This window comes from Pseudomonas sp. Ma2-10 (assembly GCF_054330215.1).
Window position 1 is genome coordinate 22,714 of sequence record NZ_JBTEYL010000034.1, and the last position, 25,447, is coordinate 48,160.

At 60.3% G+C, this 25,447-nt stretch carries 22 protein-coding genes and 1 pseudogene; 11 read left to right on the forward strand and 12 right to left on the reverse strand.

Features of this window, described 5'->3' with window-relative positions; genetic code table 11:
- Positions 1–21 precede the first annotated feature (21 nt).
- The 4 genes from ACXPVS_RS25550 to ACXPVS_RS25565 all read left to right on the forward strand — a co-directional run bounded on the left by ACXPVS_RS25550 (position 22) and on the right by ACXPVS_RS25565 (position 3,702).
- Complete coding sequence (locus ACXPVS_RS25550; RefSeq protein ID WP_458512378.1) at positions 22–1,824, forward strand: HAMP domain-containing protein; 1,803 nt, start codon at positions 22–24, stop codon at positions 1,822–1,824.
- Positions 1,821–2,468, forward strand: a complete 648-nt coding sequence (gene narL, locus ACXPVS_RS25555; RefSeq protein ID WP_458512379.1) for a two-component system response regulator NarL — start codon at positions 1,821–1,823, stop codon at positions 2,466–2,468. The genes ACXPVS_RS25550 and narL overlap by 4 nt, the downstream gene beginning before the upstream one ends.
- A gap of 86 nt (positions 2,469–2,554) precedes the next feature.
- Positions 2,555–3,229: a Crp/Fnr family transcriptional regulator gene (locus ACXPVS_RS25560; RefSeq protein WP_458512380.1), complete on the forward strand. Its 675-nt coding sequence runs from the start codon at positions 2,555–2,557 to the stop codon at positions 3,227–3,229.
- Between the two features lie 74 nt (positions 3,230–3,303).
- Complete coding sequence (locus ACXPVS_RS25565) at positions 3,304–3,702, forward strand: putative zinc-binding protein (RefSeq protein WP_458512381.1); 399 nt, start codon at positions 3,304–3,306, stop codon at positions 3,700–3,702.
- Positions 3,703–3,802: 100 nt separating this feature from the next.
- On the opposite strand, the gene ubiT is transcribed toward ACXPVS_RS25565, so the two are convergent.
- The 7 genes from ubiT to norR form a co-directional block, all read right to left on the reverse strand.
- Entirely contained in the window at positions 3,803–4,273 is a 471-nt protein-coding gene (gene ubiT / locus ACXPVS_RS25570) for a ubiquinone anaerobic biosynthesis accessory factor UbiT (RefSeq protein WP_458512382.1), read from the reverse strand.
- A complete protein-coding gene (locus ACXPVS_RS25575; protein ID WP_458512383.1) occupies positions 4,267–5,157 on the reverse strand; it encodes a U32 family peptidase in 891 nt (296 codons plus the stop codon). Before ACXPVS_RS25575 ends, ubiT begins: the two co-directional genes overlap by 7 nt.
- 10 nt (positions 5,158–5,167) lie before the next feature.
- Positions 5,168–6,163 carry a ubiquinone anaerobic biosynthesis protein UbiU gene (gene ubiU, locus ACXPVS_RS25580; RefSeq protein ID WP_458512384.1) on the reverse strand — a complete coding sequence of 332 codons (996 nt, stop codon included), beginning with the start codon at positions 6,161–6,163 and terminating at the stop codon, positions 5,168–5,170.
- 76 nt (positions 6,164–6,239) lie between these two features.
- Positions 6,240–7,475, reverse strand: a complete 1,236-nt coding sequence (locus ACXPVS_RS25585; protein WP_458512385.1) for a molybdopterin molybdotransferase MoeA — start codon at positions 7,473–7,475, stop codon at positions 6,240–6,242.
- Entirely contained in the window at positions 7,472–8,026 is a 555-nt protein-coding gene (gene moaB, locus ACXPVS_RS25590) for a molybdenum cofactor biosynthesis protein B (protein WP_458512386.1), read from the reverse strand. The genes ACXPVS_RS25585 and moaB overlap by 4 nt, the downstream gene beginning before the upstream one ends.
- A 146-nt stretch (positions 8,027–8,172) precedes the next feature.
- Positions 8,173–8,820, reverse strand: coding sequence for a pyridoxamine 5'-phosphate oxidase (pdxH, locus tag ACXPVS_RS25595; RefSeq protein ID WP_458512387.1), 648 nt, complete (start codon positions 8,818–8,820; stop codon positions 8,173–8,175).
- 88 nt (positions 8,821–8,908) lie between these two features.
- Positions 8,909–10,438 carry a nitric oxide reductase transcriptional regulator NorR gene (gene norR, locus ACXPVS_RS25600; RefSeq protein ID WP_458512388.1) on the reverse strand — a complete coding sequence of 510 codons (1,530 nt, stop codon included), beginning with the start codon at positions 10,436–10,438 and terminating at the stop codon, positions 8,909–8,911.
- A gap of 155 nt (positions 10,439–10,593) precedes the next feature.
- Here norR and ytfE point away from each other — a divergent pair, with 155 nt between their 5' ends.
- Entirely contained in the window at positions 10,594–11,268 is a 675-nt protein-coding gene (gene ytfE / locus ACXPVS_RS25605) for an iron-sulfur cluster repair protein YtfE (protein ID WP_458512389.1), read from the forward strand.
- 75 nt (positions 11,269–11,343) lie between these two features.
- Here ytfE and ACXPVS_RS25610 read toward each other — a convergent pair whose 3' ends face one another.
- Together ACXPVS_RS25610 and ACXPVS_RS25615 are read right to left on the reverse strand one after the other, a co-directional pair.
- Positions 11,344–11,784: a CopD family copper resistance protein gene (locus tag ACXPVS_RS25610; RefSeq protein WP_458512390.1), complete on the reverse strand. Its 441-nt coding sequence runs from the start codon at positions 11,782–11,784 to the stop codon at positions 11,344–11,346.
- 25 nt (positions 11,785–11,809) lie between these two features.
- Positions 11,810–13,000: an NnrS family protein gene (locus ACXPVS_RS25615; protein ID WP_458512391.1), complete on the reverse strand. Its 1,191-nt coding sequence runs from the start codon at positions 12,998–13,000 to the stop codon at positions 11,810–11,812.
- A 482-nt stretch (positions 13,001–13,482) separates the two neighbouring features.
- Here ACXPVS_RS25615 and ACXPVS_RS25620 point away from each other — a divergent pair, with 482 nt between their 5' ends.
- Positions 13,483–14,166 carry a Crp/Fnr family transcriptional regulator gene (locus tag ACXPVS_RS25620; RefSeq protein WP_046052668.1) on the forward strand — a complete coding sequence of 228 codons (684 nt, stop codon included), beginning with the start codon at positions 13,483–13,485 and terminating at the stop codon, positions 14,164–14,166.
- A gap of 5 nt (positions 14,167–14,171) precedes the next feature.
- A complete protein-coding gene (locus ACXPVS_RS25625; protein ID WP_458512397.1) occupies positions 14,172–14,363 on the forward strand; it encodes a protein DnrP in 192 nt (63 codons plus the stop codon).
- Between the two features lie 23 nt (positions 14,364–14,386).
- On the opposite strand, the gene ACXPVS_RS25630 is transcribed toward ACXPVS_RS25625, so the two are convergent.
- The 3 genes from ACXPVS_RS25630 to ACXPVS_RS25640 all read right to left on the reverse strand — a co-directional run bounded on the left by ACXPVS_RS25630 (position 14,387) and on the right by ACXPVS_RS25640 (position 18,178).
- On the reverse strand, positions 14,387–16,228 hold the full coding sequence (locus tag ACXPVS_RS25630) for a VWA domain-containing protein (protein WP_458512392.1): 1,842 nt from the start codon (positions 16,226–16,228) through the stop codon (positions 14,387–14,389).
- 78 nt (positions 16,229–16,306) lie between these two features.
- Positions 16,307–17,734, reverse strand: a complete 1,428-nt coding sequence (locus ACXPVS_RS25635) for a cbb3-type cytochrome c oxidase subunit I (protein ID WP_458512393.1) — start codon at positions 17,732–17,734, stop codon at positions 16,307–16,309.
- Positions 17,735–17,737: 3 nt separating this feature from the next.
- Positions 17,738–18,178 carry a c-type cytochrome gene (locus ACXPVS_RS25640; protein WP_458512398.1) on the reverse strand — a complete coding sequence of 147 codons (441 nt, stop codon included), beginning with the start codon at positions 18,176–18,178 and terminating at the stop codon, positions 17,738–17,740.
- Positions 18,179–18,438: 260 nt separating this feature from the next.
- On the opposite strand from ACXPVS_RS25640, the gene ACXPVS_RS25645 reads away from it, so the two are divergent.
- The 4 genes and pseudogenes from ACXPVS_RS25645 to ACXPVS_RS25660 all read left to right on the forward strand — a co-directional run.
- Positions 18,439–20,439, forward strand: coding sequence for a type VI secretion system Vgr family protein (locus ACXPVS_RS25645; protein WP_458512394.1), 2,001 nt, complete (start codon positions 18,439–18,441; stop codon positions 20,437–20,439).
- Positions 20,436–21,302: a DUF4123 domain-containing protein gene (locus tag ACXPVS_RS25650; RefSeq protein ID WP_458512395.1), complete on the forward strand. Its 867-nt coding sequence runs from the start codon at positions 20,436–20,438 to the stop codon at positions 21,300–21,302. The genes ACXPVS_RS25645 and ACXPVS_RS25650 overlap by 4 nt, the downstream gene beginning before the upstream one ends.
- On the forward strand, positions 21,299–24,931 hold the full coding sequence (locus ACXPVS_RS25655; RefSeq protein ID WP_458512396.1) for a toxin VasX: 3,633 nt from the start codon (positions 21,299–21,301) through the stop codon (positions 24,929–24,931). The genes ACXPVS_RS25650 and ACXPVS_RS25655 overlap by 4 nt, the downstream gene beginning before the upstream one ends.
- A pseudogene (locus ACXPVS_RS25660) lies at positions 24,915–25,447 on the forward strand (hypothetical protein); the annotation flags it as partial. The gene ACXPVS_RS25655 and the pseudogene ACXPVS_RS25660, both read left to right, overlap by 17 nt.

Sequence of the window (25,447 nt, forward strand, 5' to 3'; positions counted from 1 at the left end):
TTTCTTCCGGGACCTGCGCTGATGATCCGCTGGTTGCGCAGTTCCCTGCCCGCTCGCGCCGGGCTGGCGGTGATCCTGATCGCCGTGCTCGCCCTTGCCAGTTCGTTGAGTGCCGGACTGATCGCCTGGTTCAGCCAGGGCGATGCGGCCGCCATCAACACCGCAGGCTCGGTGCGCATGGAGACTTACCACCTGAGCTGGAAACTGGCCGCGGGTGCAACTGGCGAAGAGATCATCGCCATCAGCGACAGCCTGCAAACCCGCCTCAACAGCCAGTCACTCAAAGCGGTGCTGGAAGATGGCCCGACCACAGCGCTGCAAATCAGCTACGGGCAGATCCAGCAACACTGGAACGAAGATTTGCGCCCGGCACTGGAGCGCGGCGATGCCGCCTATTTTCAGGTCCAGGCCCTGCCCTTCATTGAACAACTGAACCAATTCGTCAACCTGTTGCAGCGCCAAAGCGAACAAAAGCAAGGCTGGCAACAGGTGATCCAGGGCCTGGCCTTGTTCACCACCCTGTTCGTCCTGCTGATTGGGCTGTACGAATTGCAGTACGGGGTCGTCATGCCCTTGAAAGAGTTGGTGGATGCAACCCAGCGCTTTCGTCGCGGCGATTTCAAGGTGCGGGTCAATCATCAGTCCCAGGACGAACTGGGCCAGTTGGCCACGAGTTTCAACGCCATGGCCGAGACCATCGAAGACTCGCATCGCACCCTTGAGAGTCAGGTCCAGCAAAAAACCCTGAACCTGCAACAAGCCAATGCCGCCCTCGAGTTGCTGTACCAAAGCAGTCGAAGCCTGGCCACACGCCTGGCCAATGCCGAAGGGCTGGATGAGTTGATCCGGCGCTTCCAGCAACGCTTGCCTGGCTTACGCCTGTCGCTGTGTCTGCAAGGACAAATGCAGGCACCGGCCCAGCAGTTGCTCGCCCTCCACGGCGCGAACATCCGGGAAGTCTGTGCCAGCAGCGACTGCGCGACGTGCCAGAAGCACCATAAAGCCAGCCCGCAAACCTTCAGCATCAGTAACCAGGGCAGCGAACTGGGTGAACTCAAGGCGCATTTTGTCGATGGACATCCAACTCAAGTCTGGGAAACCCAACTGATCCAGGCTCTGGCCAACCTGATTGGCACCTCGCTCTCGCTCAAGCGTCAACGGGAACAGGATCATCGCCTGCTATTGCTCGACGAACGCACGATCATCGCTCGCGAGCTGCACGACTCACTGGCCCAAGCCCTGTCCTACATGAAGCTGCAAGTCAGTCGCCTGCAGACCCTGATGCGCCGTGGCGAACCGGTCGAAACCCTGGAGAACGTCACCGCCGAACTGCGCGAAGGGCTGAACAATGCCTACCGCCAGTTACGTGAGCTGCTGACCACCTTTCGCTTGCAGATTCACGATGCGGGACTGGTGCAGGAACTCAAGGACACCGCCGAGGAGTTTTCCCGGCGCGGGGAGTTTCAGGTGCACCTGCACGTCGACGCGCTGGCCTTTCAGTTATCGGCCAGCGAGCAAATCCACATCTTGCAGATCACCCGCGAGGCGCTTTCCAATTGTTTGCGTCACGCCCACGCGCAAAACGCCTGGCTCGAACTGCGTCAGGACGGTGAAACCGTGAGGTTGTTGGTTGAAGACGACGGGCGCGGCTTCAGCGGCAACGTCGACCAACGCGAACACCACGGCCTGAAAATCATGGATGAGCGGGCTCGCAGCTTGCGCGGTCAACTGCAGATATTTTCCAGGGAGCCACAAGGCACCCGCGTCCAACTGGAATTCCAGCCGGAATTTCTCGGGCAGCAAACAGAAGGTAGCGTCACATGAACCCGTCCCTGCAACACACCATTCTGCTGGTCGACGATCACCCGATGATGCGTCACGGCATCCGCCAGATGCTCGAACTCGAAGATGATTTCCTGATCGTCGGCGAAGCCAGCAACGGTGAAGAAGCACTCAGTCTGATCGAGCCGCTGCAACCGGACCTGGTGTTGCTCGACAACAACATGCCGCTGATGAATGGCATCGAAACCCTGCGCCAGTTACGAGCGATGCATTACACCGGCAAGGTGCTGCTGTTCACGGTCTCGGACGCCGAAGACGATATTCGCGACGCACTGCGTCTGGATGCCGACGGCTACCTGCTCAAGGACATGGAGCCCGAACTGTTGATTCAGTACATCCGCAATGCCTTGAACGGCGAATTGGTAATCAGCCCGGGGCTGACGCAAGTCATGGCCCAGGCACTGCGTTCACCGCAACGCCAGACCGTGGTGGAACTGACCGAGCGTGAACGTCAGGTGCTGAAAACCATTGCCAGCGGTTTCAGCAACAAAGTCATCGGGCACAAGCTGGGCATCACTGAAGGGACCGTCAAGGTTCACGTCAAAAACCTGCTGCACAAACTCGGATTGCGCTCGCGGGTCGAGGCAGCGGTGTGGGCCATGGAGCATCTGCGCCATGCCGGCTGACGGGCATGCCTCTTTAGAGGTAGGCCGGCAGAGGCATAGGTCATCCGGCCGGCGCTCTCTACTATGAGCGTCAGCGGAGGTACGCCATGCTGACCCACCCTTCCATCGTTTTAACGTTGCGTCGTCACCATCTGTTCAGCCAACTGCCGGAGAAAATCTTCGAGGAAGTCTGCGCACTGGCGATGCTCAAGCGCCTGGCCTGTCACAGCACTCTCATGCACCAGGGCGATCCGGCCAAGCGTTTTTTCCTGCTGGTCAGCGGCCAGATCAAGTTGTACCGGCTTACCGGCGAAGGTCAGGAAAACCTGGTGGAAATCATTCAGCCAGGCCAGACGTTTGCCGAAGCCTTGCTGTTCAGCCAGGCCCGTCTCTACCCGGTGAGCGCCACGGCGCTGAAGGACAGCGTGCTGGTGAGTATCGAGGGCAGCCATTACCGCAACGCCCTGGAAGATCAGCCGAAAGTTTGCCTGGCGATCCTGGCGAGCATGAGCGTGCACCTGCACCTGCGTCTGCGGGACATCGATACCTTGACCATGGCCAGCGCGAGCCGTCGGGTGATCAATTTTCTGTTCCAGGAACGCAACCCGGTCAGCGGCTTGATTGTCTTGCAAGTGTCCAAACGCCTGGTGGCCTCGAAGCTGGGTATTCAGCCGGAAACTTTTTCGCGGATTTTGCACCGTCTGGTGGACAGCGGCCTGATCGCCATGGAACGACGTAACATCAGCATCCTCGCCGAAGAGGATCTCGCGGCCTTCCAATAGACAGAATTGACCGCAGTCAATGCGCAACGCCACCGGCCTTGCACACTGAGGACGTCCACCCATGGAGAGCGCTCATGCCCCGTTCAACCTTACCCCTGATTTACGCCTGCTCAGGCTGCTCCAACGTCGCCCAACTGGCCAACACCCTGGCCGTGCGGCTTGATCGCAGCGGCCTGGCGGAAATGTCCTGCATCGTCGGGGTCGGCGGGCATGTGGCGGCGCTGGTCAACAAGGCACGCTCGGGGCGGCGGATTTTTGCGCTGGATGGCTGCCCGCTGCAATGCGTTGAAAACTGCTTGAAGCAGCATGGTCTGCACGCGGATGTGCACTTGATTCTTAGCCATTGCGGGTTGCGTAAGCGCAATGGCGAGGATTGCACAGAGGCGCAGGGGGATGAGTTGTTTGGAGAGATCAGGCAGTTGATTGCCAGTGATGCTCGCCAGCATGAAAGCCGGCAGGACACGATGGCCTGAAGAACAACAAAAGCCCTGCGGAAGCAGGCTTGTCGCGGCGATGGGGCAAGAGCATTGGGTTACTTGGCGCTTTTCCAAGTAACCCAAAAAGACTGGTCGGCTAACCGGCCGCCAAGCCCTTCCCTGCCCGCTCCAGATTGCGCCACAGCCAGACTGGCAACACGTCAGGATCAAGACTGTCGATCAAGTTCTTCAGCGCCAACCCCAACTCCGTATCACCCTCGATCACCAGGCGTCTGCGAAAGAACAGCGTGTCCGGATCTTCCTGACGGCTGGCCAGCAATAAAAACTCGCGCCAGTTACCGCTGATGGTCACGTGCGCGTTAGCGTGTTCGGCAATTCGCAACCCTTGACGGGTCAGCGTCAAGAACCAGGACAAACCCAGGTCAGGGATCCGCAGGCACAACCAGCGTCCGCGCAATACTTCAAATTCACCCTCGCGCAACGGCTCGGCGAGGCAGCGATTGAGGGCCTGCTGCAACGCCAGGCGCTGCACCGCGAAGGGCACCCGGCGTACCAGCGGCAATAACCGGTCGGCGCCTTTCAACAACCACTTTTTACGATTCAACACAGGCCAACCTCCTCGACGCGCAACATGCCGGCCTGGCCATGCCAATAGCCGTTGCAACCGTCGACAAACAGCGGCGGTGTCTCGCCCAGACGAACGCGTTGATAGGCGTCAATGACCTCGGCCATGCCCTGAGCGCGAGGGCTCAGACGCAACACACCGGCGCCACAGGCCACCAGCCCGGCGTAATCCGCCAGCAAGTTGGTCACCTCGGCCGACATCGTTTGAATACCGTTGATGGTAAACAGCGCCTGCCCTTCCTGGCTGGTCAACGGCAGACCGTCGGGGTAGTTGAGGCAGCAAAACCGGCAGTCGTCCTTGGGCAGGTTTTCCGCCCGGGCCGTGAAGCAGCGTGCGGAATAGGCCAACGGCAAATGCCCATAGGCAAAGATCTCGACTTCCGGCACCTCACGACCCAGTTGGCGTACCTGCTCAAGCACATCGCCAATCAGCGCCGCCGAACACTCCACGGGCGGCACCCAACGGGTCATCCCGCAGTCCAGCAGTTGCCCCAGCGTATGCCCGTTGTACACATTCATCGCCGGGCCGCCCACAAACGGCAACTTGCGCTCGGCGAGGAACTGCACCGCGCCCATGTCGTTGGCCTCCACCAGCAATTGGCCGTTGTCGCAGAGCCGGCGCAGGCTGGAGAGTTCGGAGGCGGCTTCGATCAGTGTCAGGCTGGAAAGTACCAACTGTGCCTGGCTACAGTCCTGCAACTCGCGCCCCAACCCCAGCCATTGATCCAGTGAAAAGGCCCGGCGCTTCGAGCACACGGTTTCCCCCAGATAAATCACGTCCAGGGGCAAGGCCGACATCTCGGCGTAAAAGTTGCTGAGTTGCTCTTTGTCCCAATAGAACAGGACCGGTCCAAGGCTGAGCTTCATGTCGCCTCCCTCATTGCCATGATCGATGATAAGCACCCAGGGTGGTCTGGCTGCCTTCGGACAGGCCGGCCAACACCTGACGCCATTGCTCCTTGACCCGAAAACTGCCCGGCGAGCCACGATGGGCATCCAGTGCTGCGCGCCAGACACGGGTGACTTGTTCCACATAGGCTGGACTGCGTTGCCGACCCTCGATTTTTACCGCCTCAACGCCAATGGCCGTCAGTTCCGGCAGCAAATCCAGCGTATCGAGGCTGGTGGGTTCTTCCAGTGCATGAAAGCGTTTGCCGCCAACCAGGAAACGCCCCTTGCACAAGGTTGGGTAACCGGCGGGTTCGTCTGGGGTGTAGCGGTCGATCAGTACTTCACTGAGCCGTGCGCTCAAGCCGTCGGCGTCGTCGCTCCAGCGCACCGCCTTAGCGGGCGAACACACGCCGCACAGGTTCGGCGACTCACCGGTGATGTAGGACGACAGATGGCAGCGCCCTTCGGCCATGATGCACAAGCTGCCGAAGCCAAAGACTTCGATGGGCACCGGGCTGCTCGCGGCCACCTGACGTACCTGCGCCAACGACAACACCCGCGGCAGTACCGCGCGACGAATCCCGTAGCGCTGCGCGTAAAATTCCAGGGCCGCGGAATGGGTTGCCGAGCCCTGGACCGACAAATGCAACGCCAATTGCGGATGGCGCTGGCTGGCATAGTTGAGCACCCCGGGGTCGGCGGCGATCAGCGCATCCACGCCAAAATCGGCGGCACGATCGACCGCCCGCTGCCAGCGCTCCCAGCCCTTGGGTTGCGGGTACGTGTTGACCGCGACGTAGAGTTTGCGTTGATGCTGGCGGATGTGGGCGACGGCCGCGTCGAACTGTTTGTCGTCCATGTTCAGCCCCGCGAAATGCCGGGCATTGGTGTCATCGCGAAAACCGACATAGACGGCATCGGCGCCTTCGCGCACCGCCGCTTTTAGCGCAGGCAGATTCCCTGCCGGGCAGACCAGTTGCATGGGTAATCCTCATGGAAAATCGCGCTGCCAGTCTAGCGAGACCGGCAGGCTCGGCCTTGACGGCAATCAATTGCCATCAATGCATCAGGTCGGCGAAGGACAGGAACATCACGTTGTCGTGCTTGAGCACTTGCTGCTCGCACTCGATCACCGCCAACCCGTCGGCCCAACACGCGGCGGTCAACATCGCCGAGCTTTGCTGAGGGTGCAGCTCCACGCACAACTGGCCGTCAGCACCCGGCGTCAGCCGAGCCCGCAGGTACTGCCGACGCTTGTTGCGCTGCAACCAGTCGAACCCGGCGGGCACGGCCAATGGCACCGGCAACACGTCGTTCACGCCCTGAGCCCTGAGCAGGAATGGACGCACCACCAGCAACGCGGTAATCAGCGCCGCCGAAGGATTGCCCGGCATGCCTATCCAGGGTTTGCCGGCCACTTCGCCGAAGGCCAGCGGTTTACCCGGTTGAATCGCCAGCCGCCAGAAATCCAGACTGCCGAGCTCCTCGATCGCCTGTTTGAGGTGATCTTCCTCACCGACCGAGACGCCCCCGGAACTCAACAGCAGGTCGCATTCCGAAGAGGCCAGGCTCAAGGCATGCCGGCTGGCGGCCAACTCATCGGCCATCACGCCATAGTCGTGCACCTCGACGCCCCAACCGCTCAACAACGCAGCGAGGCAGTAACGATTGCTGTTGTAAATCTGCCCGGGCGCCAATGAGTCACCCGGTTCACGCAGTTCATTGCCGCTGCTGAGCAAGCACACCTGCAAAGGTCGATAGACCTCGACCCGCGCGATCCCTGCGCCGGCCAGCAACCCCACTTCTTGCGCACGCAAGCGTTTACCGGCCTGGAGCAATAGATCGCCTCGACGAACCTCCTCGCCTTCCTTGCGCACATGATCACCGGCGTTTACGGGCGGGAACCAGACGCGCTCGTCATCGATCCGGCAGCGCTCCTGCGGCACCACCGTGTCGGCACCCGGCGGCAACGGCGCGCCGGTAAAGATCTGCACCGCCTGCTGCGCGAGCAAGGGTGAGCACGCCGAATCACCCGCCGCAATTCGCCCGCCAATCGACAAGCAGCCTCCGTCTGGCGGCAGGTCCGCGGCCCTGAGGGCATAACCGTCCATAGCACTGTTGTCCCAGGCCGGCAGGTTGACGGGGGAATGAATGTCCACCGCCAGCACCCGACCCAAGGCTTGATCCAGACCGATCTTTTGCGCCTGGGGCGGCGGCGGTGCCTGATCCAGCAGACGGCTGATGGCCTCGTCCACCGGCATCAGATTGCCGAGGTCGCACACTCGACCGGTCATGAGCGTGTCTCGCAGGCGTCGATGACCCGTGGCCCTTGCGGTTTCAAATGCGGGGCGAAATTGCACGGGCCGGTGCGGCTGTCCAATTGTTCGAGCAGGATCTGGTTCCAGGCGGTTCGACAGGCGCCCGGCGAGCCCGGAACGCAGCACACCAGCACGCCATTGCTCATTCCGGCCAACGCCCGCGACTGCAGACTGGACATGCCTATTTCCGCCAGGGACACCTGACGGAACAGTTCACCGAAGCCTTCCACGTGTTTGTCCAGCAACGGCAAAACGGCTTGCGGAGTGTTGTCGCGCGCGGTGAAACCGGTCCCGCCGGTCATTAACACCACTTGCACCTTGGGGTCGGCGATCCAGTGAGAGACCTTGGCGCGGATCTGATAGATGTCGTCCTTGACCAGGTCACGATCGATCAATAGATGCCCGGCCGTTTGCAGCAAATCCGTCAAGGTCTGCCCCGAGGTGTCGGTGTCAAAGGTGCGCGTATCGCTGATGGTCAACACGGCAATGTTCAAGGGTTCAAACGTGCGTTGCGCCAGATGGGCCATATCCAAGCCTTCCCGTAAATGAGGGTATGGGACAAAGCCTGAACCGCAATCCCCGGTGAGCCTATTCCTCCAAAGAGGTACCTCGTCAGGGACATAAGAAGAGTGTGTCGGGCGCCCACACTCGTTTCCATTGCTACTTGATCGGTTCAAGGCGCCAAGCGGTTGCGTTGCCATGCGCCATCGCGCAAACGGTAATTGAGACGGTCATGCAAGCGGTCGGCACGGCCTTGCCAGAACTCCAGACGATCAGGGTGCAGGCAGTAACCGCCCCAATGTTCGGGTCGCGGCACGGTCTTGCCGGCAAAACGTTGGGTGGTTTGTATCAACAGCGACTCAAGCTCGGCGCGATTGGCCAATGGCCGGCTTTGCGGTGATGCCCAGGCGCCCAGGCGACTGTCCTGTGAGCGGGAATCGTAGTACGCATCCGACAGCATGGGTTCGAGCCTGGAGACCTGGCCTTCGATACGCACCTGACGCTCCAGCCCCGGCCAGAAAAAGGTCATGGCAGCCTGCGGGTTGGCGGCCAGTTGCTGGCCTTTATCACTTTGGTAATTGCCGAAAAATGTGAAGCCCTCATCGCTCAAGCCCTTGAGCAGCAGGACCCGGCAGTGCGGGTGCCCCTCACTGTCGACCGTCGCCAACACCATGCTGTTGGCTTCGACAGGCGCGCGTTCCGTGTCACGAGCCAGTTGCATCCATTGCCGGAACATCGCCATTGGGTCGTCCAGCGCTGCCTCGTCTTGCAAGCCAAAAAGGGTGTAGTTGCGGCGCATCTGTGCCAGGGAAAGGGGCATGGCGGTGATCTCCAAAAAGGTTCTGCCCAGTGTGCGATGCACTGCGCAAGACCACCTTGACCACCATCAACACTGAGCACGCCCAGCCTTATTTGAGGCGCAGACGCCGCGCCAGTTTGTGCAGGTTGCTGGGATCGACTTCCAGAATTCGCGCAGCGCTGGCCCAGTTTTCCCCGGACAGGCTCAAGGCCTGGAGAATTTTCTTGCGTTGGTAATCGTCGACCGCTTCGCCCAGGGGCTGGAACGGCTCATCAGCCGTCACGTCCAGGGGACTTTCGACGACCGCGCCCTGCCCGCCCATGGCACTGTCGAGGTCAAGAATCTCGGGCTCCAGCGTCATGATCAGGGTGCGACTCGTGCCGCGACTGAGCTGCTTTAATGCCGCTCGGCTGATCACATGTTCCAGCTCGCGCACGTTGCCCGGCCAGATGTACGTCAGCAGCGCTCGCTCAGCCGCCGGCGACAAACGCAAACCACGCAGACCGAGCCGCGTCCGATTGAGTTCAAGGAAATGCCCGGCCAGCATCAACACATCGTTACCCCGCTCGCGCAGCGGCGGAATCGGCACCGGGTACACCGAGAGCCGGTGATACAGATCGGCCCGAAACAAGCCGTCGCGGATGCTGTCCGGCAGGTGCCGGTTGGTCGCGGCGATGATTCTCACATCGACATGCAACGGCTTGTCCGCGCCGAGGCGCTGGATCTCGCCGTTCTGCAGGGTGCGCAGCAACTTCGCTTGCACGGCCAGCGGCAACTCACCGACTTCGTCGAGAAACAGCGTGCCACCGTTGGCCGCATCGAAACGTCCGGCACGGTCACTGGTGGCGCCGGAAAACGCGCCTTTGACATGGCCGAACAATTCACTCTCTGCCAGAGACTCCGGCAACGCGGCGCAGTTGACCTGCACCAGCGGCTTATGACTGCGACGCGACAGACGATGCAAGCGTCGGGCGAACAGCTCTTTGCCGACGCCGGTCTCGCCCAGCAGCAACACCGGCAGCTCGGAATCGGCCAGTACGTCCAGTTCATTGAGCAACTGATGCAGCACCTCACTCTGCCCGAGGATTTCGCCTTCATCAGCTGGCCGCCGCACGCCTTGAATATCGCTGCGGGACAAGCGCAGGCTGCGGTTCTCCTGCTCAAGCCGGGTAACTCGCACAGCCGCTTCGATCTGCAAGGTGCAGCGCTTGAGTTCTTCCCGCGCACGGCTGTCGAAGGTCCCGGCGTGCAGTGCATCGAGGGTGATCGCGCCCCAGATCCGCCCCTCCACATACAGGCTCACGCCCATGCAGTCGTGCACCGGCAGCGGTTCGCCGACGTGGCCGTCGAGCAAGCCGTCATAGGGGTCCGGCAAGCGGCTGTCGGGCTCGAACCAGGTGGGCTCGCGCGACGCCATGATCGCCGCCAGCCGCGGATGCTGGGCGATGACAAACCGGCGGCCCAACGCTTCATGCACCAGCCCCACCGTCGCGACCGGCCTCAAGCTGTCGTCATCCAGACGCAGCAATCCCACGGCGCCACTGTTGAAGTACTCGCGCAGGGTCTGGACCAGTCGTTGCAACCGCACAGCATTGGGCAACTCGACAATCAGGTCGGCCGCCAGGCTTTCACGCAGCATGGTAGTTATTACCCTTTATGGTTGGATTCACCCTAAAGCGTCCGGGTGTCTATCACCACAACAAAAAATTAAGTCATATTTTTCAATACGTTAAATATGGCATGCCGGATGCAATGAGCCTGGGGAACCGTTGAAATCCAAACAAGGACCCCCTGATGAGCCTGACCCTACTGGAACAAAGCCTCGGCCAACTGGCGTGCGACATTCCCGGCGCCACGCGGATTTTTCACACCTTCAAACTGGACTTCTGTTGTGGCGGACATAAAAGCCTGCGCGAAGCGGCCGTTGGCAAAGACCTCGATCCACTCCTGATCGCCGATGCGCTGCACCGGCTGCAAGACACCGGCGAAACCCAACACGACTGGCGCAACGAGCCGTCGGAGCTGTTAATCGCCCATCTTCTGGCCCGTTACCACGCCCGCCATCGCGAGCAACTGCCGGAACTGATCCGCCTGGCCCGTCGCGTCGAGCAGGTCCATGGTGCGCGCAGCAGCTGCCCCAACGGCCTGGCCGATCTGCTGACCGACATGCAACAAGAACTCGAAGGCCACATGCTCAAGGAAGAACAAGTGCTCTTCCCGATGCTGCAACAGGGCATCGGCCCTCAGGCCGCGCCGCCGATCCAGGTGCTGCGCTTTGAACATGATCAACATGGCGAAGCATTGGAGAGGCTGCTCGCATTGACCAACAACATCACCCCACCGGCCGATGCCTGTAACACCTGGCGTGCCCTCTATCGTGGGCTGCTGGAGTTTCGTGATGACCTGATGCAACACATCCATCTGGAAAACAACGTGTTGTTTGTTAACGCCTTGAACCGTCGTCATTGATCGATTGCCGCTCACACCCGACCCGCGCCAGCCCACCGGCTGACGCGGGTTTTGTCTGTCAGCGACGGCGGGCGATCAACCGTGCCAATAGAACATGGCCTTGGCCAGGATCACGATCAACACCATGTGCCCGAGGATGCTGCGGCGAATCCAGCGGGCGCGGGTTGCGGTCAGTCGTGCGCTTTTCAGCCAGTACGCCAGCAAAAAATAATGGCCGATGATGCTCAGGGCCAGGATGATCTTCAGGCTCAGCAACGTGCCAAAACTACTCGCCAGCGGCTGACTCAATACCCCACGGTGCTGCCACGCCAGACTGATGCCGGCGCCATACAACAGCAACACCACGCCATGCAGCACCTTGCGCGAACGCACTGCGATCGCTTGATCTGCGGTTGTTTGCGCGCCGTCCGCCAACTGCTGGCGGGCGCGGTGCCAGATCACCACTTCAAAAAACAGCGTGCCGATGAAGGCAATCGCCGCCAGCAAGTGGGTGACCAGTAAAAAGGGATATAACACCGCCAGCCTCCATCAGTTCACGTGCTTAGCCCGGATGACCGTCCACCCGGGCCCGCAGCAGCATCGGCCCGTAGCGCCAGGCGTACAGCGCAAACGCCAGCGCCCAACACACACCGGCCAGCCACAACGCAGGCAGGGGAAAGAACAGGATCAACACGACCCGGCTCAGACAGGCCAGGTTGAGCAAAATAAACGCCAGAGTCATGCCCGACGGAGGCTCCAGCGCGCGGCCGGTATGCCCCAGGCTGACCCGCGCAATCATCGCCAACACCAGGCCGCCCATGGCGCCGATCGTCAGGCCATGCACCGCCAGACTCGGGTTAATCGGCACACCGAAATGCCACAGCGCCATGGCGAGACAGGCCACCGCCAACCAGGCATAAGCCAGGTACAACGACCACAGCAACGGCACGCGCCAGAGGGCGCGATCATGCCAGCGAACCAGGCGCACCAGATGCCCGGCGGCCAACGCGGCGAACAACAGGCCGACCCAGAGATTGGGGGCAAGCGCAGGTCCTGCGGCATATAACAACGCCACCAGCGGTGAGCCAATCAGCAGCAGCCAATCCAGCCAAGGCCAGGGGGCAACACCATCGACCTTGCCGAGACCACGCTGGATGAAGAACGGTATGACGCGCCCACCGATCAAACCCATCATCGCCGCCACCAGCCAGAGACCGGTCAGCACGCCTTGACGCTGCCAGCCTTCATGACCTTCGACCAGGCCGTACAGGGACAACCCATCGGCCGCCGCTAACAACAGCAACACCAATGCAATCGGGTAGTTACGTTTCTGGCGCACCTTCCACAAGGTGAAACCCATAAGCGCGGCCACCGCCAGCGGGAACGCCAATTCCAGCACCGCAAGCACCGGCCACGGTGCATTCACCAGCCACGCCACACGCGCCAACAACCACAGCAACGCCAGCGCGGCCAGTGGTTGCCCGCTGATGCCGGGACGACCGGTCCAGGTCTGCACCGCCGTCAGCAGAAAGCCCGCGATGATCGCCAAGCCGAACCCGAACAACAATTCGTGCCGATGCCAGCCCAGCCAGCCACCCGCCGGTTGCCAACCGGAAAGCGCACCACTGAAGGCGGCCAGCCAGAGCGGAATGGCCAGCACTGCCAGCAGGCAGCCGGCGAGGAAAAATGGCCGAAAGGCCAAACGTAACAGTGGCGCGATGGCCATCGCTTTACGGCGGTCAAGCACTTGCATAAAGCCACTCCTTTACCTTGCTGCTGACCTGACGCAAACCCGCACGCGTCAAGGTAAGTCCGGGGGCAATCATCGCGTATTAGCGATCAATTGCCTTTGTCGCAGATCAAGTGTGCAAGGGGCGTGCCCCGATGCTGATCCGCGCCCGTAACAAGCCTCGCGTGCCGCCGCGGAGAGCCATCCAGGGTACAAATGACCCTTTGAGGGTTTTTTAAACCCTAAACATCATGGTCTTTTTTACCCTCGCGTCAGACATCCCCAATAAACAAAGACTTCCAGGCATGGCCCGCGTTTTGCTCAAGCTATTGGAATCAAAGAACCTTTGATCCCTCTCGATCCCCAGGAGTCGTCATGAAAAAAGTCATCCAGCCGTTGGCCTGGTTTGTGGTGTTGACCTCGGTTCTGGCGTTGGCCAGCGGCGTCTCGCTGGGCCTCGTTTGACTAGATCGCTATCCCCTCCTCACTCCTTAGGATGAATTTTTATGGTGCTTCATCGCGTCCATCACCAGATTCTGCGCAGTCATCATTTGTTCGAGCCGTTGAACGAAGAACAGCTGGATGAACTGATGAGTACCAGCCACTTGTTGAGCATCGACAAAGGCGAACCGTTGTTCCGCCAGGGTGAGCCGGCAGACTCGTTTTATTTCATCATTGCCGGGGCGGTAAAAATTTACCGCCTGACACCGGATGGGCAGGAGAAAGTGTTTGAGGTAATCAGCGATCGGCAAACCTTCGCCGAGGCGATGATGCTGATGGACACCCCGAACTATGTGGCCTCAGCCGAAGCGATCTGCCCGACTCAGCTCTATCGGTTATCCAACAACACCTACATGCGCCTGCTGCAGAGCAATAGCCGGCTGACCTTTGCGCTGCTCGGCAAGCTCTGCGTTCGCCTGCACCAACGGGTCAACGAAATCGAAACCCTGTCCCTGAAAAACGCCACCCACCGGGTCGTGCGCTATCTGCTGACGCAACTGGTGCGCCAGCAGACCGTTGACAGCCAATTCGAACTGCCAATGGCCAAACAACTGATTGCCGGACATCTGTCGATCCAGCCGGAAACCTTTTCGCGGATCATCCGTCGCCTGATCGATGAAAAAATCATCACCCAGGACGGCCGCCAGATCGCCATTCTCGATCGTCTGCGTCTGGAACAGTTCGAGTGAGTGCCATGCCCGTCTGTTTGTATTGCCAACACGCCAATCCCTCACAAGAAACCGAGTGCCGCCAATGCGGCATGCCCCTGCCGGCATTGGCCGCACACGCGGCGCAACGTCGGTTGCGCCGATTCACGTGGTTTTGCATCGGTCTGACGATCTTCTGCGTGACGATGTTTTTCTGGCTGCCACGCAGCATCAGTTGATGCTGCGTTTCTCAATCCCGGGTTCAACGCTGAGTCAACTGCCGATACAACTGCGGCAAGCGCAGGGGTAATTGCTCGGGCTGGCGGATCAAGGTGTAGCCATTGGCGCCGAACATGTAAGGCAGATAGTCCCCGGCTTCACGATCAATGGTGATACAGAACGGCGTCAATCCCTGACGTCGCGCCTCCAGCACTGCTTCGCGAGTGTCTTCAACGCCGTACCGGCCCTCATACAGATCCAGATCATTCGGTTTGCCATCCGTCAGCAGCAGCAACAGTTTGCTGCGTCGTTGGCTCTTGCCCAGCAGTTGGGTGGCCTGGCGGATGGCGGCGCCCATGCGGGTGTAATAACCCGGTTTGAGCCCTTGAATGCGACCGCGGGTGTTGTCGTCATAGCGCTGGGTGAAGGACTTGAGTTCTTGCATGCGCACTTGATGGCGACGCAGCGAAGAAAACCCATACAAGGCGAAATCATCACCCAGCACCGACAGGGTTTCACCGAACAGCAGCAGACTGTCGCGGATGACGTCAATCACCCGATGCTCATCGTTCAAGTGCGCGTCGGTGGACATCGACACATCGGCCAGCAACAGGCACGCGAGGTCGCGACGCGTCTGCCGTTGTTCCATGAACAAACCTCGTTGCGCACACTGGCCATGCTCGCGTTCAACGTGAAAATCCAGCCAGGCCTGCATGTCCAGTTCAGACCCTTGGGGTTGTTGGCGTAGCCATTGGCGGTCATTGCGCAGGTGCTCGAACTGGCGGCGCAGGCGGTGCGCCGAAGCCTTCAGCCGTGGCGGCAGTGGCTGTGCCTCGCAGTCGCGGGGCACCATCATTTGCACATTGACGAAGGCGTCCTGCATCTGCTGTTTGCGATAGTCCCATTCCGGTAACTTGATGCCCTCGCCCAGGGGAATATCGTCGACATCGGCGGGCGGCAAATCCAGGTGCAGCTTGAGGCCTCCCCCCTTGCGCAGACGTGTGCGCGATAGGCTCAATTCGTCCAGGTCCTCGGCGACTCTGGCCGCGTCCGGGTCCTCGCTGTCGTCTGACCAGCGATCCAGGTCCACGTGTTCGGTCCAGCTGAACAGGTTCTCCAGGCGCACGATTAACAACCCGCCGTCGCGGCTGCCCTCATCGATCCGCTTGGCGCGTTTGCTGGCGCCTTTCTGCTCACCGGGCGGGGTCGTCAGAGTCTCTTGCGACTCGTCCCCAAGATCGGCAGCCTGCGGGCTCGCGAGGTTTTGCGGCGGGTACAACCACAGTGGCAGCGGCCAGGCGGCCCTTTCGCTGCGAGGGAAATGTTCGACACTGCCTGGCTCGCGCAACGCCTGGCATAACGCCCGTTCCAGCGCAGCTTCGGCGCGGTTCAAGGTTGCCGGATCCGGGCGCAATTGCAGATGGGCATCGACCAAGCGTTTGTACCGGGCACGCAACGCGGGATAGCGCCGCAACAGCTGTTGCGTCCAGCGTTGATTGTCCCGCCCCCAGTGCCGCATCTGGCCAGCCTGGGCCGCCAGCAATGCGAGCCAACGATAGAGCTCCTCGTTCAGTGCGACTTCAGGAAACACCGCGAGGCTCGACGGCAGACGAAGATTCGTCTCGTCACACCACGCCAAGGGCACTTGTTTGCAGGTGCCGGCGATCTGCTGCAGCACGTTGCGCCGCAGCAGCAGATCGCGGTCGCTGGCGGCTTCCACGCCGACGCCATTGGCGCCACCCATGGCGCGAAACAACAACGCCAGCGGTCGTTGCTGGCTGGCCAGTTCGACCCGTGCTTCGGGGAAGTCCGGGCTGGCGCGCCGGGTGATGAAGCGATGCCAGACGCTGCCCACCCACTCTTCCAATTCGACGGTAAAGGCCATGGTATTTGCCCTTTTTGTAAAGCAAAAAAACGGCCCGCTGTATCAGCCGGGCCGACCTTTTCTAGCCGTTACACCGGCTCATGAAGGGACAACAGCAGCCGGGGCGCGCAAGGCTGCGCGGCCACGTTGCTTGAAGCTGAACAGGTAACACGCAAGCCCGGCGAAGAACCCGAGACCGGCACCCAAACGGGCCCAGAACAGCACCTGCAAATGCTCGACCGTGGCCATGAATGGCAACGCGACGCCATCAACCTGCCAGCGTTGCAGGTACACCTGTACGACACCGGCCGCAGTGAGGAACAGCGTGATCATCACCATCGACAGCGTCATCAACCAGAAGCCCCAGATTTCGAGCGTCTGCGCGCGCTCATCAGCGGCTTCACCCAATCCGCGCAGCCGTGGCATGGCGTAGCTGATCAAGGTCATCACGATCATCGCGTAAGCACCGTAGAAAGCCAGGTGGCCGTGCGCCGCCGTCAGTTGCGAACCATGGGTATAGAAGTTGACCGGTGCCAGGGTATGCAAAAAGCCCCAGACGCCAGCGCCGAAGAAGGCGGTTACCACGGTTCCCTTGGCCCACAGCGTGGCTGCGCGGTTCGGGTGTTGCCGGCGACGGTTCTTCACCATGCTGAAGGCGAAGATCACCATGGCCAGGAACGGTAGCGGTTCGAGTGCCGAGAAGATTGAACCGACCCACAACCAGACCTCGGGAGCACCAATCCAGAAGAAGTGGTGACCGGTACCGATGATCCCCGTTATCAACGCCATGGCGATGATCACATAGAGCCATTTCTCCACGACTTCCCGGTCGACACCGGTAATCTTGATCAGGACGAAAGCGAGCATCGAACCCATGATCAGTTCCCACACGCCTTCCACCCAAAGATGCACCACCCACCACCAGTAGAACTTGTCGCGGGCCAGGTTGCCGGGGTTGTAGAAGGAGAACAGGAAGAACACCGCAAGGCCGATCAGCCCGGTCATCATGACCATGCTGACGGTGGTCTTGCGACCTTTGAGCAGGGTCATGCCGATGTTGTAGAGGAAGCCCAGGCACACCACCACAATGCCCATCTTGGTGATGGTCGGCTGCTCCAGGAACTCCCGACCCATGGTCGGCAGCAGCTCGTTGTGGGTCAGTCTGGCCAGGCCGGCATACGGCACCAGCAGATATCCCAGGATCGTCAACACGCCAGCGGCGGCGAAGACCCAGAACAGGATGATCGCCAGTTTCGGACTGTGCAGCTCGCGGTCGGCCTCTTCCGGAATCAGGTAGTAGGCGGCACCCATGAACCCAAACAACAGCCAGACGATCAGCAGGTTGGTGTGCACCATCCGCGCCACGTTGAAGGGAATGATCGGGAACAGAAAGTCCCCTATCACGTATTGCAGACCCATGATCAAACCGAACACCACCTGGCCGAGAAAAAGGATCAGGGCGAACACGAAGTACGGTTTGGCCACGGCTTGCGAGGCGAATTTCAGATGCGGATTAGCAATGTTCATTGCTTAGCCCTCCTTGTTTGGCGGCCAGCCATTGGTGTTGATTTTTGAGCTCCATTTGAGGAACTCGGCGATGTCATCCACCTCCTGGTCACTCAACTTGAACTGCGGCATCGCGCGTCGGCCCGGTACGCCCAGTGGCTGCATTTTCATCCAGGCATGCAGAAAGGGTTTGAAGCCCGCCTCCCCGCCGCGTCGCTGGAACACGTTGCCCAGTTCAGGCGCAAAGTAGGCGCCCTCGCCTAATAGCGTGTGGCAGCCGATGCAATTGTTTTGCTCCCAGACCAACTTGCCGCGCTCGACTGATTTGGTTAACAGCGCTTCATTGCTACGCTCTGGAAAGGTCTGTTCCGTGTGATAGGTCAAAGCCAGGAATATCAGGAAGAAGAAGATGCTTCCCCCAAAATAAATATTCCTGGCCATGCCTTTGGTGAAGGTGTCTGACATGGTCGCTTCCTCTTTGCTAGGCCCATCCATGATAGGAAGCGAAGGGTTGAAACCTGCTTGATGGCGATCAAGAAAGGCAGATGGTTTTGGTCGGGTATTCACCTTATGAAGCCGGGCGCCTTACCTGTGGCGAAGGGACGTGTCGCCCCTCAATCCGGATTAACGGACGCGTCCTACGCTAAATATCGAACCGTCTGACTGCGCCAATGGGCAGATCCACGCAAAGTCCCGTGCCTTCAAATAGACACAGGGACACGTGGATGCTCAGCGATGCCAAGCAGGTCGTTTTCAAACTCGACATTGAAGGTTTTCCCCACGACCTTCAGGTGCTCGAGTTCCGCGCCAAGGAAGCGCTTAACCAGCCCTACGAAGTCACACTCGAACTGGTCAGCGAGCGTCCCGATCTCGATCTCGAGTCGCTGCTGCATCGCCCGGCATTTCTGACGTTCGGCCCTGACAATTCCGGCCTTCATGGCCATGTCTATCGAATCGCCCAAGGTGCCTCGGGCAAACGCCTGACCCACTATCAAATCACCCTGGCGCCTCAACTCGCCTACCTCACTCACTGCCACAATCAGCGTATTTTTCAGCACCTGAGCGTGCCGCAGATCATTGAACAAGTTCTGATAGACCAAGGAATGCAGTCCGATACCTGGCGTTTCCAACTAAGCGCAGAGTACCGGCCACGGCTCTATTGCGTGCAGTACGAGGCTGACCTGCACTTCCTGCAAAGGTTGTGCGAGGAAGAAGGACTGCACTTTCATTTCGAGCACAGCCCCGATGGGCATGTGCTGGTGTTCGGCGACGATCAAACCAGCTTTTCGCAACCCTCCCAGTCAACCGCGTACAGGCCAGGCAGTGGCATGGTCGCCGAAACGCCGGTGATCGACCGTTTCAAGCTGCGACTGGAAACCCGCCCGACCCACGTTAGCCGTCGTGATTACGACTTCGAGAAACCGCGACTGTCACTCGACAGCGAGGCCAAAAATCCGCTGCTGCCGCACCTTGAGGATTATGGTTTCCCAGGCCAGTTCACTCATCGCGAGCGCGGTAAACATCTGGCCAATCGAGCCCTGGAACGTCACCGCGCCGATTACCAGCGAGCCGATGGGCGTAGTGACGAAAGTGCGATGCGCAGCGGCCATTTCCTCGAGATGACGGAACACCCACGCGCTGACCGCAATGGCCTGTGGTTGTTGACTGAGATCGAGCATGTTGGCTTACAGCCCCAAGTGCTGGAAGAGTCGATCACCGACGTCAGCCTGGCGGATGGTTTCACTCAGGGTTACCGCAACCACTTCGTCGCCATACCTTGGGACGTGATATTCCGACCGGCCGTTAAACACCCCAAACCCAAAATGACGGGCAACCAGCATGCGGTCGTCACCGGTCCGCCCGGTGAAGAGATCTACTGCGACGAGTACGGCCGAGTAAAGGTTCAACTGCTCTGGGACCGTGACGGTCAGCACAACGAACAATCGAGCTGCTGGCTGCGGGTCGCTACCGGCTGGGCTCATGACCGCTATGGCAGCGTGATGGTCCCCCGGGTCGGCATGGAAGTGTTGGTGGGGTTCACCGATGGCGATCCCGACAAACCCTTCGTCCTCAGCTGTCAGCCCAACGCCTCAACTCCCGTACCGCTGGCTCTGCCGGCCGAGCACAGCCGCAGCATTTTCCGCAGCCAGAGCAGTCCCGGTGGCGGCGGTTACAACGAATTGCGCATCGAGGACAGGAAAGGCGCCGAGGAAATTGCCCTGCGTGCCCAGCGCGACTTTGTCCAGCACGTTCTCAACGACGAACGCCTTCAAGTCGATAACCAACGCACCGTGGTCATCGGCGGGGTTGCGAGCCACGACCTGCGCGGTGAAGAACATCACCTGACCCACGGCAACCGCCTGACGGAACTCAAGCAGGACGATCATCTGTTGGTTCACGGCGACCGCCACGTCCGAACCACCAATCACCTGCTCAATGCCACCCAGCACCTTCACCTGAGCGCCGGGCAGCAAGTCGTCATCGATGGCGGAGCCCGCCTGTCAGTCCAGGCTGGCGGTCATTGGCTGACGCTGGGGCCGGAAGGCATTTTCAGCAGCGTGCCGATTCTAGTCGGCGGTGCCCCGGGCGTGGGTCTACCCGCCGAGCCCCTGATACCGGGCGCCTTGCCCTTGCTGAAAGTGACGTTCGACGCGGTACAGCAACGCCATGCGCTGATTTCAACCCGCGCCTCGCGCTGCCTGATTTGCGAGGCCGCCCAAGCATGAACCTCTCGATCTCTTTACCTGCCGACCTGCCCTGGAACGAGCAACAGGCTTTTGTGTTGCTCGACGGCGCGACTCTGAGCGATTTGCCGGATCGCTTGAAACAGTTGAGCCCCGGCGCCAACGCCATCGCGCTGTATGACTGCCCGTCCTTCACCGCGCTGCGGGATATCTCACCGCTCTTAGTGGCCGTTCAACAACCTGACGAGCCGATTGTTCAGTTCTATCGGCAACAGGCGCATGAAGAGTCGGGCGTGCTGTTGTTCAGCCCCGAGCCTGCGCATGACGTCGCTCAACACTTGCGCAAATTGCTGACGGTTGAGTTGCCAGAGGGCCTGCCGGTGATTTTGCGACTGGCCGATGCCGCCGTGGCGCGTGCCCTGTTCGGCAGCGGCGATCAGTGTTTGTTTGGTCCACTGTCCTGTGTGGTAACGGCCGATAACGTCGGCGCGAATTGGCATCGCCACCAACCCCGGTCGTCCGAGCGTCCTGACCTGCCGACGCCCTATCGCCTGAGCGCTGAACAGAATGCGGCGCTGGACCACGCTGATCGGCGCCGCGTATTGCTCGAACTCGACGCTCATCTGCTCGCGCACTTCGCCGAACGCCATGGCAGCAAAACCGTGGCCGAACGCTGGCCAATGCTGGAACAACTGGAGGCTGCCGCCAGCGCGCTGGGTTTGAGCAGCCAGTCCGAGTTGTTTTATTACGCCAACGTCATGGCCTGGCTGGACGGCACAGCGTTCGACCAGCATCCGCAGATCAACCGGTTGTTGCATTCGCCATCACTGCAATCCCCCGGCGAGCGTGTGGCGCTGGCCGCTGACCGCGCCCACCAGTGGGCCAGCCAACGAGGCCACCCATGACATCACCCGCCAACCTCGCCGCAGCGGCGGCATCCAAATCCCCCATCGGCTCTCTGGGTGCCTGCCCCTTGCGCCAAACCCACGTGCAACTGTTGCCCTTGCGTTACGGACTGGTGGAAAAGCCCCTCGACCCGAGTGCCGAACTGAAGCTGCCGTACGCCCTGACGACCCGCCCGATGGGCATTCGCATGCTGCGCGATGGTTGGTTGTATGTCATCGACAGCGTTACCGGTGAATTGTATGAGTACCAAGTGCGCGACGGGTTGGTCAGCGGCCTGCTGCACCAGGGCGCCACGGTCGACAGCGATCAGCGCATGCCCATCGAGGAGCGTCCGGCGCTGGTGTTTTCGCGACGCAGCACCCTGCATGTGACCTTCGCCGAAGTGCAGTGGACGGCGGCCAAATGCGCGCAAGTGCTCGACAGCCGCGAGGAACGCGAGCACTTCATGCAGGCCGTCGACCTCGGCCCGGTGCATTGCCAAACCGGTGGCGAGCATCTACTGACGGTCAAGCAGGGCGAGCAGTGGCTAGCGGAGATTGCCACTGTTCCGGCCCAGCAGGCACTCGTCGCAAAAGACCGCGAAGAGCAGGAAACCGAGTCGCCGCCGGACGCCGTTCTATTGCCAACGGTGCACGTCAGCGATGCCCCCGAGCACGAACGTAAACCCTATTTATGGGAAAAGCCTCCGCGCTTTCGCGAGGCGCACATCGGCGAGTTTCTCGGGCGGGTGCGCCCGGCTTATCAAGACGACACGCTGTTTCTCGTGATGCACGACGATCTCGGCGTATTGCGCGATCTGGCCGAGTATCAAGACACCGTGGTCGGCTGGGTCGACGACTGGAGCAACGCCGACCACAACGAACGTGATTACCTGCTGGCGTGTTACATCGAGTCCCTGAGCCAGCTCAGTCCGGCGGATGTCGGCAACCTGGCCGACGCCAGCGACGATCCTCCGGTCAAGGTCCTGTTCGCCGATCTGGAGCAGTTGCCCGAACCGGATCGGGAACACACTCGCAAAGCTTTGCTCGACTACCTGAACAAGGGCGGTAAGGTCGAGTCACTGGACGCTCCCGTACCTCCGGAACTGGAGCAAGCGCGCAAAGAAGCGCATGCAGAAGCGTTCAAATTCGCCAAGTACCAGGGCGCTACACCCGACTTCACCGCCCACAGCCGCGCCAGTGACGAGGCAGACCACCGTTACTACACTCGCCAACATTTCAAGGTCGCCCCCGGTGATTTCGTCGAACGTCACCTCGATACCTTGATAAAACTCGGCCAGAAGCAAAACAAACGCATCGTCGATGTACTCGAGGGCTCCAGCTTCAGTGGCAAACGTGGGGTCAACGACTTCATCGACCGTCCGGCCATGGACAGCGCGCTGTTTCAGCATCGAGACGACCTTGGTCGCTGGAACCGCTTGCTCGAACGCATCACCGCCGACCGCACGATGCTGGTGGGTGCCGGTCGGTTCCATCGTTCGGCCTGGTACTACGACGCGCAGGATCAACAGCAACTCCACCAGGCCTTCACCGCCGAATACGCCTGCCTCAAGGACATCTGCCGCAGTGACCACGCCAGCGAAACCCTTCTCGGTTATCTGGAGAAACACCCCGAACTGACCCGACCACTGTTCTACACCTTGCCCCTGCGCCTGCAACCGGAACGGGCCGCGCAATACGCCACGTTGTTCAACGCCGGCATGGGGGTGTTCAACAACCTGCCGCACTGGTTGGGCGAATTACAGAAAATCGAACAGCCGCATCTGCCGGCCCTCGACGATCTGCCCGAGCACACCCGCGCGGTTGCCGACGCGGCCCAGCACAGCCTCAGCCCGGCGTTGAACCTGGGCCTGAGCCGGGCGCTGGAAGGGTTTGACCTGTCGGCAGAGAAGATCCCCGACCTCGACGAACTGTTCCGGCGCCTGCCCAAAGCCTTGTCGGGGCGGATACTCGATGCGGCGAAAACTACCGGGGTGACCTTTACTGTTGCCAGCCCGACGGAACATGCGGCGCTGCAAACCAACCTCAAGGAACTGCTCAGGGAGCGCGATTACCTGAAAACCCTGACTCGCGAACGCAATCAACTCACTCACAACAAAAACCGCCAAGGGCACAAGACACCACGGGCGGTGGAATTGCAGGGCGAGATCGTTCGGGTGCGCGCGCAGTTGACGCAACTGGAAGGCCGGTTGGCCGGAGCGCTGAGTCCGATTGCGGAACTGCCGGATCAGTCAGTTCGGCTGTACGGCGCGACACCGGCTCGGGCGGGGGTGACAGTGGTGTTTCCGCCGGCGCAGCAGTTGGAGGTGCGGAGTTTGTTGAAGGATATTCGGCTGGGGGTTAGCTCGGTGCCGAATGCGAAGTTGATTCGGAGTGAAGGGATGGGGTTGTTGGTGTTTTTGGTGCAGGGGGTGAATTTGGTTTCGGTCATGAGGGAAACGTTTAACCAATCACGAGACAAACGTAAGTTGGAACCGTTGATTGCTGCGAGTTTTGCGACAGGAGCGGCGGGATTCACCGCGGCGCAAAGTCTGGCTGATACGGCGTTGAAGGCACGTAGCGCTGTACTCGTCGCGGGTCTTCAACACCATGCGTTGCTGAATGTACATGTGCAGATGGGGAAGCTGCATATTGGGTTGGGTGGCTTTACCTACGTTTTAGGCTTTGCGTCTTCAATGGTCAGCCTCATCAATCATCACCAGAATTGGCAACAGGCGACGCGTAGCGGGAATGCTGCTGCGCAGAATAGTGCAGCGCTCGCGACAGCGGGGGCGGCCGGCATGACGACCGTCAATGCCTATGGTTTGAGTCACACCGGTCGTGCCGCGTTTAACGTGTTGGTCGCAAAAAACAGCGCCGCAAGAACCGCCGCCTGGGCCGCTGCGGGGACAAGGTTATCCACCGTATTCTTCCGGTTCAACCTGGCCGGTGCCCTGTTCACCATTTTGGAACTGGGCGGAACCTGGCTGTACAACCGTTACAACATCAGCGCCCATGACAAATGGCTCAAAGCCACGCCATGGAGCCTGGACACCGACGAGCGTGGCGACCATACCCTGGATGAATATCAAAGTTATCTGGCCTATTTGCTGAATGCCCCGTACGCGCAACTTGGCCCAAATGAGCATGACTCGTGGCTGAATAACGTGCTGCTAGAAGCCAAGCCCAGCGACATTCACTTGGTGCTGCCAAGGCTCAAGCTCAGCGATTTCCAGCCACCGTTGAGTGGACAACCAGCTCATCGCCTGGGAATCGGCGCCCACCGTCTTTCCGTTCCCCTCCACAGCCGTGGCACGCCGCGCGAGCGCAAGGACGTCATCAGTGAGGAAGTCGCAAACAGCCTGCGCATCGTGCAAACAGGACCCGATCGTCTGGTGTTATGCCTGCAGTATCCCGTGGATCCTGACTCTGAATTTACCCCGGCGTCCGAAACGCTGGAGTTGGCCGTCTGCATCCAGACCTTGAACGCCAAGGGCGCGTGGGATTCGCGCATTCGGGTCATTCGCCTGAACCCTCGGGGTGACGGCCGCTTTCCGGCGTTGGCCCCTCAATCCGTTACCGAGCATCCGCCCATGTTGCTGGTTGAAACCCATCTGCTGGAGTTGGCTGACCATGCCCAACAACCTTGATAGCCCGATGCCCGTGCCGCAGCTTGAGCAACCTCGAAAAGCCGGAGATGTTGAGCCGTTTCCAAGCGGAAGAACTACCTATCTCGCGCCGTTGCCCCTGCCGACAGCGCTACCCCCGCACGGTCCGCATATCGGGGATCTGAATGAGGTGTTTATGGATTTTGGCTTGGGATCGCCCCAGGTGTTTTCATGGCAGGTCATATTAGGATTACCGCTCAGTGGTGCCTTCATGATCGCGTTCCTAATCCCGCCAGCAATTGGCTGTATGGGCCTTATCTTCGGATATGACTTCGCATACACATGGGAATTTGTCATTGATTTATTCTTCGCCATCTATGGATATGCCTTAGTTACCGGCTTCTCTGCTCTAGCCATCCTCTTCTTCACTTGGCTCCACTATCACAACAAACGCGCCGCCATCATCCCCACCCGCTTCAACCGCCAACGCCGCGAAGTCTGCTTCATGCCCGAAGACTCCAGCGAACCCGTCTTCGTCCCCTGGGAATCCTTATCCGC

Bases quoted from the DNA above. Each gene is read 5' to 3' on its own strand.
- ACXPVS_RS25550 (WP_458512378.1), top strand. From the start codon at position 22: ATGATCCGCTGGTTGCGCAGTTCCCTGCCCGCTCGCGCCGGGCTGGCG.
- narL (WP_458512379.1), top strand. From the start codon at position 1,821: ATGAACCCGTCCCTGCAACACACCATTCTGCTGGTCGACGATCACCCG.
- ACXPVS_RS25560 (WP_458512380.1), top strand. From the start codon at position 2,555: ATGCTGACCCACCCTTCCATCGTTTTAACGTTGCGTCGTCACCATCTG.
- ACXPVS_RS25565 (WP_458512381.1), top strand. From the start codon at position 3,304: ATGCCCCGTTCAACCTTACCCCTGATTTACGCCTGCTCAGGCTGCTCC.
- ACXPVS_RS25575 (WP_458512383.1), bottom strand. From the start codon at position 5,157: ATGAAGCTCAGCCTTGGACCGGTCCTGTTCTATTGGGACAAAGAGCAA.
- ubiU (WP_458512384.1), bottom strand. From the start codon at position 6,163: ATGCAACTGGTCTGCCCGGCAGGGAATCTGCCTGCGCTAAAAGCGGCG.
- ACXPVS_RS25585 (WP_458512385.1), bottom strand. From the start codon at position 7,475: ATGACCGGTCGAGTGTGCGACCTCGGCAATCTGATGCCGGTGGACGAG.
- moaB (WP_458512386.1), bottom strand. From the start codon at position 8,026: ATGGCCCATCTGGCGCAACGCACGTTTGAACCCTTGAACATTGCCGTG.
- pdxH (WP_458512387.1), bottom strand. From the start codon at position 8,820: ATGCCCCTTTCCCTGGCACAGATGCGCCGCAACTACACCCTTTTTGGC.
- norR (WP_458512388.1), bottom strand. From the start codon at position 10,438: ATGCTGCGTGAAAGCCTGGCGGCCGACCTGATTGTCGAGTTGCCCAAT.
- ytfE (WP_458512389.1), top strand. From the start codon at position 10,594: ATGAGCCTGACCCTACTGGAACAAAGCCTCGGCCAACTGGCGTGCGAC.
- ACXPVS_RS25615 (WP_458512391.1), bottom strand. From the start codon at position 13,000: ATGCAAGTGCTTGACCGCCGTAAAGCGATGGCCATCGCGCCACTGTTA.
- ACXPVS_RS25620 (WP_046052668.1), top strand. From the start codon at position 13,483: ATGGTGCTTCATCGCGTCCATCACCAGATTCTGCGCAGTCATCATTTG.
- ACXPVS_RS25625 (WP_458512397.1), top strand. From the start codon at position 14,172: ATGCCCGTCTGTTTGTATTGCCAACACGCCAATCCCTCACAAGAAACC.
- ACXPVS_RS25630 (WP_458512392.1), bottom strand. From the start codon at position 16,228: ATGGCCTTTACCGTCGAATTGGAAGAGTGGGTGGGCAGCGTCTGGCAT.
- ACXPVS_RS25635 (WP_458512393.1), bottom strand. From the start codon at position 17,734: ATGAACATTGCTAATCCGCATCTGAAATTCGCCTCGCAAGCCGTGGCC.
- ACXPVS_RS25640 (WP_458512398.1), bottom strand. From the start codon at position 18,178: ATGTCAGACACCTTCACCAAAGGCATGGCCAGGAATATTTATTTTGGG.
- ACXPVS_RS25645 (WP_458512394.1), top strand. From the start codon at position 18,439: ATGCTCAGCGATGCCAAGCAGGTCGTTTTCAAACTCGACATTGAAGGT.
- ACXPVS_RS25650 (WP_458512395.1), top strand. From the start codon at position 20,436: ATGAACCTCTCGATCTCTTTACCTGCCGACCTGCCCTGGAACGAGCAA.
- ACXPVS_RS25655 (WP_458512396.1), top strand. From the start codon at position 21,299: ATGACATCACCCGCCAACCTCGCCGCAGCGGCGGCATCCAAATCCCCC.